The sequence below is a fragment of the Paludisphaera soli genome (assembly GCF_011064595.1).
Classification (GTDB): Bacteria; Planctomycetota; Planctomycetia; order Isosphaerales; family Isosphaeraceae; genus Paludisphaera; species Paludisphaera soli.
On the sequence record NZ_JAALJI010000074.1, the window covers coordinates 1 to 5,887 of the forward strand.

Here is a 5,887-nt window from a genome sequence, read left to right on the forward strand (position 1 = left end):
TAGCGGCCGCCGTCCCGGCGGAAGTCGATAGGGCGATCCGGGCGGTTGGATTCGAGGTCCACTCCGAACGGCCCCCGGTCCTCATCGCCTTGGACCGGGTGGCTCCGACCGGACGAGGCGGTTCGCTGAGCAGCCCAGAATGGGCTGAGTAGGCCGTCCCGGTCCGGCTGAGGGGGCCGACGTCGACCTCGCGGTGCGCCGGCTTCGGGATCGGCGTCGGGTGGTCCCTGTACATCCTCTACGAGGTGTTGCGAGCCGACCAGGGATCGCCGCCGACCGAAAGGCCTCCACGGCGGCCTGTTCGCCGAACGCGGCGTTGGGGTCGTGCTCCGGATCGACAGCTTCGCCGCGAGGAGCGGGATCGACCCGGCGACCTCGACCTGCCTGTCGCGGCCGCCGCCGATCCGGGCCCCGTCTTCTTCGGGCCGGGCTGTCGATATAGACGGCGGCCTCGTTGACATCGGTGAGCTCCCGGCCGCCTTGCGGCCGGTCTGCCCGGCGGCCGGCGAGGACTTCGTCGGCCGGCACCGGGAAAGCGGCTGACCAAGTCGGCCGAGCTTTCGATTACGAAGATCGGGCGGACCCCAACGGGTCCGGAGGCCGCCCGCATCTGCGGAGTCGGCCCGATCGACCCCCCTTGCTCGGCCCCGACCCATCATGCCTCCGGCGGAACAAATCGGGATCCGAATCAGGCGAGGAAGTCGATCCGCGAGATCGTCGGCTCGTTCGGAGAGCCGACGGAATAGGTCCTACCGCTCGCCCGATCTCCGGGCGGTCAATTCGCGGGCCCGGTCCGACCGTTGCAACGTCTTGCAAAAGATCGGAACTCGCCAGCCCGCCTCCGTATCGCCTTCCAGGCCTGGCAATCCCCCTCTCGATGGCAGGCCCCGTCGACCGACGACCGAGGCGGATCTCGCCGCGGGTCGGCAGGTCCGCGACGAGGCCCCCGCGGACGGGGCGGGGGCCGTCGCAGCGGGCGACGACGTGGACTTCGAACGAGCCCGCCCGGTGGCGCGGCCAGTGACAGCGACCGTCGCCGTCAATCTTCCCTCGGCGTCCGCCTTCCTGATCCGGGCCGCCCGCTCGGCGGACTTCAGCAGGAATCCGATGCTCCAGCCGGTCAAGCCGGCCGAGGGGCGAGGGCCTTGGGAGGCCGTCGACCGATCCTTGGCTGCCTCGGACACATCGCGGGACCTGCGGCTTGAATGACGGGATTCACATCAGCACCCAAAGTCCTGGACCTGGCGGGGCCGCCCCTTCACGGACTTCGGCGGAGGGGAGGAGGCGGCCGCCTTGGCGGCCTTCGCGACCTCCTTGGCCAGGGCGGCTTCGACGGCCTTCTCGGCCCTCGCGGCGGCCTTCTCGGCCCTGGCGGCCTCGGCGGCCATCTGCTCGGACGCCTTGTCCGCGCGGAACCCCCGCGTGGACGTCCAGAGCCGGTGGCCGCTCCTCGCGGCGAAGTGGTAAGCCACGCTCGCCGAGTGGGCGGGGGGTTCGATCCCTTCCCGGGGCATCAGGAAGTCCCGGGGGTAGCGGCAGAGGGCCGCCACCAGCCGGGCCGCCTCGGCCTCCGAGGGGGCGGCGTAGCGGTCGACCGTCGTGCGGCCCGGGAGCTTATACGGAGTCTATTTAGAATCGGCGCGCTCTTGCGCCCTGGGCCGGCCCCGGGAATGATGGCGGGACCTCCGGGAGCCCCGCCATGCACGTCGCCGACCACCTGCCGCTGGACGAATTGCGCGCCCGAGCCGACGCCGAGGGGGACAAGCGGCTGTTCCTCCGGCTGCGGGCCGTGTATCTGGCCGCCGCGGGCCTGACCGCCCCCGAGGTCGCCGCGGCCCTCGGGCCGTCGCGGCGGGCGATCCGGCGGTGGGTCGCCCGCTACAACGCCGAGGGGCCCGACGCCCTCGGCGACCGGCCCCGGCCCGGCCAGCCCACGCTCCTGCGCGAGCCCGACGTCGACCGCTTCCGCGCCCGCCTGGAGGCCGGGCCGACGCCCGCCGACGGCGTCTGCACGCTCCGCGGCCGCGACGTCCGCGCGATCCTCCGGGCCGAGTTCGGCGTCGCCTACAGCATGCCCGGCGTCTACCCGCCGCTGCACCGCCTGGGCTACTCGTGCCTCGACCCCCGCCCGCGCCACCCCAGGTCCGACCCCGCGGCCCGCGAGGAGTTCGAAAAAAAGTCGCCGGACTGATCGCCGAGGTCGCCGCCGCCCGGCCGACCAAGCGGGTCGAGGTCTGGTTCGAGGACGAGGCCCGCTTCGGGCGGAAGGGGACGGCGACGACCGTCTGGGCCCGCCGCGGGTCGAGGCCCACGTCCGTGCGACAGACGCAGTACGACTATCTGTGGGTGATCGCCGCGGCCTGCCCGGCCACCGGGGCGAGCACCGGCATCATCATGCCCGGACTGGACGCGGAGGCGATCGACGTCTTCCTGGCCGAACTCTCGCGTCGGCTCGCGCCGGACGTCCACGCCGCGCTGATCGGGGACGGGGCGGGCTTCCACGTCGCCAAGTCGCTGGAGGTGCCGGAGAACGTCTCGCTGATCCGGCTGCCGCCGTACTCGCCCGAGCTGAACCCGATCGAGAACCTGTGGCACCACTTCCGCTCGCACTTCTGGTCCAACCGCCTACACCCGACGTGGGAGGACCTGATGGGGGCCGCCGTCGCCGTCATGGACGTCGCCCTGGCCGACCCCGAGCTGATCAAGTCGGTCTGCGCCGCCCCGTATCTGACGCGCGAGCGGCGTCGAAACTAAATAGAGTCCGTATCAGAACGGTATCATCTCGACGCCATCCAGCTCCGGAGCCTCCCTCAGCACCTCTTGCACCCATTCCTCGGCCAGTATGCCCTCGGCCCAGCGTACCTCTCGCTCCATCGCGGCCAGTGCTTCGGCGTTGACGAAGGCGTTCGGCGTCTTCCCCAGCAGCTCCAGCACGTCGTAGATGCCTCGCAGCAGCTCGCCGCTCTGGCGGTAGTCCTCGACGTAGAAATCGCCGTATGGGCCATCGGGGGCGGTCGGGTGATGTACGGCCAGAGCGGCGGCAAACTTCCGCATCTGCCAGCCGCAGGTGGCCCGGTTCTGGATTTGGATATAGGTCGCAGGCTTTTGCGTCTCCATGATGAGTCTTTTCAGGTTGGGGGCGGATTCCACCGCCCCCGGTTGAGTTACGCCGCGACTGCTTACGCCGCGACTGCCTTGGATACGTCCGCCTCGCTGACGATCTGGCTCTCCGCCTGATTCTTGAACCACTGGCCGTTCTTGAACTCGTAGCCTTCCCCTTTCAGGCTGTTGCGAAGCTCGGCTGATGGGGTGCCGGTGAAGGTGATCGAGACGGTGAACGACTTGCGGACGATGGCTTGAATCTGTGACATGTATTGCTCCTTGATAGTGGTTAAGAGTTTCCAGAGTGGGCGGAACGCCCGTCTCTGAAACTCTGCCATGCTGGCGAAGCATGGGGTGTGGCCGGAACAGCCCTGACGACGAGCACGCGATGCGCAGCGTCGGGAAGCGCAGCCGTCACCGAAGGCTCGGGGCTTGGAGACCGAGGGGTGAAACCCCTGCTCCTGTAACGTCAGGGATCGAAGCCGTAAGGCCGTGACTCGCCTTCGAGGCTCGGTTCACGAGAGCCCGCCCGGACGCCCAATACCTTCGCGGGACAAGGCTGATAAGATCAAGCGGGATGTGGGAGCTTCTTTGACGGCGATCAGGACCGAGCGATGCCTGGCACCAAGACCAAGCTCGAACGGCGGCGAGAGCTGTGGAACAACCTGGCCCTCCTGCTCCCGGGCCAGTGGCTCACGCTCATGGCCGTGTTCTGGCTCCGGTTCTTATTTCCCCTGCGGCCGTACGGCTTCATCGCAGCCCGCCCCTCGACGGTCAGCGTGGTGGTCTGCGGGGCGATCACCTGCCTTCCGTTCCTCCTGCCCGACGGCTACTTCCGCCCGAGGCGATTCGAGCGAGGCCGTCTCTACCCTCTGCTGGGGATCCGACTCTTCCGGTATCTCGCCCCGGATGGAGACCTGGTCAATCAGATGCTGCGCCGGACCGACCCGTCCTATCGAGTCGTACGCGACCGGGCGTCGATGCGAAAACACCTGGCCGGCACCCGGTCCAACGAACGCTGGCACCTCGCCTTCTTCCTGGCCGGGACCTTCACCGTGATCTTCGCCTTCAAGATCGGTGAACCGGGCTTCGCGGCGCTGCTCACCGTCATGAACCTGGTGTTCAACCTCTATCCGGTCTTCCACCAGCGATACAAGCGGACCAGGGTGCGGAGCATCGACAGGATCGCTTCGTGAGCCCGGATCACACGGGCCGTAGGCATCTCCCGAAGTCCAGATGCGCGGCAAGCCACAGCACATCAAGAACGCGGCATCCTCGGCCACACCTCGCCCTGTTCCATGCATCAGGTCATGCCGTATAATCCGAGCCAATACATCCGACCCATGCACCACCTTTGAGACCGACAATGACGCGATTCCTCGCTCGCAACCTGTGCCTGGCGACCTTGGCGGCGTGCCTCTCGTCGCAGGCCCGAGCCGACCTGATGATCACGATGGAAGAGAAAGGCCCCGACGTCGTCCTGATCGTCTCCGGCTCGATCGACACCTCGAAGCTGACCCCCTTCGCTCAATGGTTCTCCACGCCGGTCGGGGCCATCAACCCCGCTGAGGGCCAGATCATCCTGGGCGTCGGCTTCGACCTCGGGAACCGCTATGAACTCGTCCAGGGAGCCACCGTCTTCGGGTTCGGGAATGGAATAAACGCCACCAGCTTCTCCGGCGACGCGATCGACATTCATGGGACGGAACAGTTCATCGGGCTCCCTCCCGGATATATCTCGGGCGCCTCGATTTCGACGACGATGATTTTCGCTGGCCAGACGTTCGAGACCCTCGGCGTGATACCGCGCACTTGGGGCTGGTCCTTCGGGGACGGCCAGACCATCACTCTGCAGATCGGCGCAGCTGCGGCGGTGCCGGAGCCCTCCAGCCTGGCGTTGCTGGCCGTGGGCGGTCTTGGCCTGGTGGTCGTTCGGCGTTGGATGGGGCGATAAGCGTCGATTGCTCCGAAGTTGATCCACCCGGCTCCTATCGACGTCTGACGATGCACCGTCGCCGATTCGCCCCGAGCCTCAACCCGCTGGAACAACGGCTCGCGCTCTCCACGGTCACGACGCCTGCCTACCTTGAGGCGAAAGCGGCGGTCAGCCAGGCACTGATCGGTCTCAGCCGCACCGGCAACCTCCAGCGGGCAACGGCAATGATCAACCGCGCCGCCGCTCGCATCCCCGACTCCGGCGCGGTGTTGCTGCCGCTCTGGCAATCCGAGCTGGCGACCGTCTCTCGCGGCAACCCGCGGTCGGCCCTACAGGCGAGGCACGACATGTTCCTCGACCTGGACACCCACCTGAACCGCGGCGTCAATGCCGGCGCAATCACGGTCAGGGGCCCCGCGGCCCGCCAGGTCTCCCGGCCCGCCGTCCAGAACCTCAACGGCTACTTCGAGTTCAGCAACAACACGTCGATTTCGCTCTCCCTGACCATCGCCGCGGGCGATCAGGTCATCGAGCGTAATCAGGTCGTCGTCCACGCGAATTTCTACTTCAGGCCGCCGCCGGTGGGCGAGACTTTCCCCGTCCGGCCTGTCGAGTACACAGTGTCCGTCTCCACGACCGACGGCCCCGCCGCCGCTGAGGGCCTCACGCTGGCGGAACTGGCCAACCTGCACGTCCTTGCGTTCAACGGCGTGGTGCAGGGCGAGATTGAGTTGCGAGTGCTGCAGGAGAGCTTCTAATTCCGACATGACGCCGACTCTGCGTTACCCGCCTCGCGTTCCGCCGCCAAGCCATACGACCATCAACCTGGAGCCATCATGCGACGACTAG

The 5,887-nt window shown here is 67.8% G+C and carries 8 protein-coding genes; 5 read left to right on the plus strand and 3 right to left on the minus strand.

From position 1 onward, the window contains the following. Positions 1-1,220 precede the first annotated feature (1,220 nt). The gene (locus G6O68_RS31265) at positions 1,221-1,550 is read right to left on the minus strand and encodes a hypothetical protein (protein ID WP_165253586.1); all 330 of its coding nucleotides are present in this window, start codon (positions 1,548-1,550) and stop codon (positions 1,221-1,223) included. A 149-nt stretch (positions 1,551-1,699) separates the two neighbouring features. On the opposite strand from G6O68_RS31265, the gene G6O68_RS31270 reads away from it, so the two are divergent. Both G6O68_RS31270 and G6O68_RS31275 read left to right on the plus strand, forming a co-directional pair. Beyond that, positions 1,700-2,191 (plus strand): winged helix-turn-helix domain-containing protein, encoded by a 492-nt coding sequence (locus G6O68_RS31270; RefSeq protein WP_165253588.1) that lies wholly within the window; start codon positions 1,700-1,702, stop codon positions 2,189-2,191. Beyond that, a complete protein-coding gene (locus tag G6O68_RS31275) occupies positions 2,113-2,754 on the plus strand; it encodes an IS630 family transposase (protein ID WP_165253590.1) in 642 nt (213 codons plus the stop codon). Before G6O68_RS31270 ends, G6O68_RS31275 begins: the two co-directional genes overlap by 79 nt. Before the next feature lie 12 nt (positions 2,755-2,766). On the opposite strand, the gene G6O68_RS31280 is transcribed toward G6O68_RS31275, so the two are convergent. Then, a complete protein-coding gene (locus G6O68_RS31280; protein WP_165253592.1) occupies positions 2,767-3,117 on the minus strand; it encodes a hypothetical protein in 351 nt (116 codons plus the stop codon). Positions 3,118-3,179: 62 nt separating this feature from the next. Then, complete coding sequence (locus tag G6O68_RS31285) at positions 3,180-3,371, minus strand: hypothetical protein (protein ID WP_165253594.1); 192 nt, start codon at positions 3,369-3,371, stop codon at positions 3,180-3,182. A gap of 345 nt (positions 3,372-3,716) precedes the next feature. Between G6O68_RS31285 and G6O68_RS31290 the strand changes: the two genes are divergently transcribed. The 3 genes from G6O68_RS31290 to G6O68_RS31300 all read left to right on the plus strand — a co-directional run bounded on the left by G6O68_RS31290 (position 3,717) and on the right by G6O68_RS31300 (position 5,796). After that, complete coding sequence (locus G6O68_RS31290) at positions 3,717-4,298, plus strand: glycosyl-4,4'-diaponeurosporenoate acyltransferase CrtO family protein (protein WP_165253596.1); 582 nt, start codon at positions 3,717-3,719, stop codon at positions 4,296-4,298. A gap of 248 nt (positions 4,299-4,546) precedes the next feature. Beyond that, complete coding sequence (locus G6O68_RS31295; RefSeq protein ID WP_165253598.1) at positions 4,547-5,056, plus strand: PEP-CTERM sorting domain-containing protein; 510 nt, start codon at positions 4,547-4,549, stop codon at positions 5,054-5,056. 50 nt (positions 5,057-5,106) lie between these two features. Next, positions 5,107-5,796 (plus strand): hypothetical protein, encoded by a 690-nt coding sequence (locus G6O68_RS31300; RefSeq protein ID WP_165253600.1) that lies wholly within the window; start codon positions 5,107-5,109, stop codon positions 5,794-5,796. Positions 5,797-5,887: the final 91 nt, after the last annotated feature.

What these genes read in the sequence shown, in the direction of transcription:
- G6O68_RS31270 (WP_165253588.1), top strand. Translation starts at nt 1,700, where the DNA reads ATGCACGTCGCCGACCACCTGCCGCTGGACGAATTGCGCGCCCGAGCC.
- G6O68_RS31280 (WP_165253592.1), bottom strand. Translation starts at nt 3,117, where the DNA reads ATGGAGACGCAAAAGCCTGCGACCTATATCCAAATCCAGAACCGGGCC.
- G6O68_RS31285 (WP_165253594.1), bottom strand. Translation starts at nt 3,371, where the DNA reads ATGTCACAGATTCAAGCCATCGTCCGCAAGTCGTTCACCGTCTCGATC.
- G6O68_RS31290 (WP_165253596.1), top strand. Translation starts at nt 3,717, where the DNA reads ATGCCTGGCACCAAGACCAAGCTCGAACGGCGGCGAGAGCTGTGGAAC.
- G6O68_RS31295 (WP_165253598.1), top strand. Translation starts at nt 4,547, where the DNA reads ATGATCACGATGGAAGAGAAAGGCCCCGACGTCGTCCTGATCGTCTCC.
- G6O68_RS31300 (WP_165253600.1), top strand. Translation starts at nt 5,107, where the DNA reads ATGCACCGTCGCCGATTCGCCCCGAGCCTCAACCCGCTGGAACAACGG.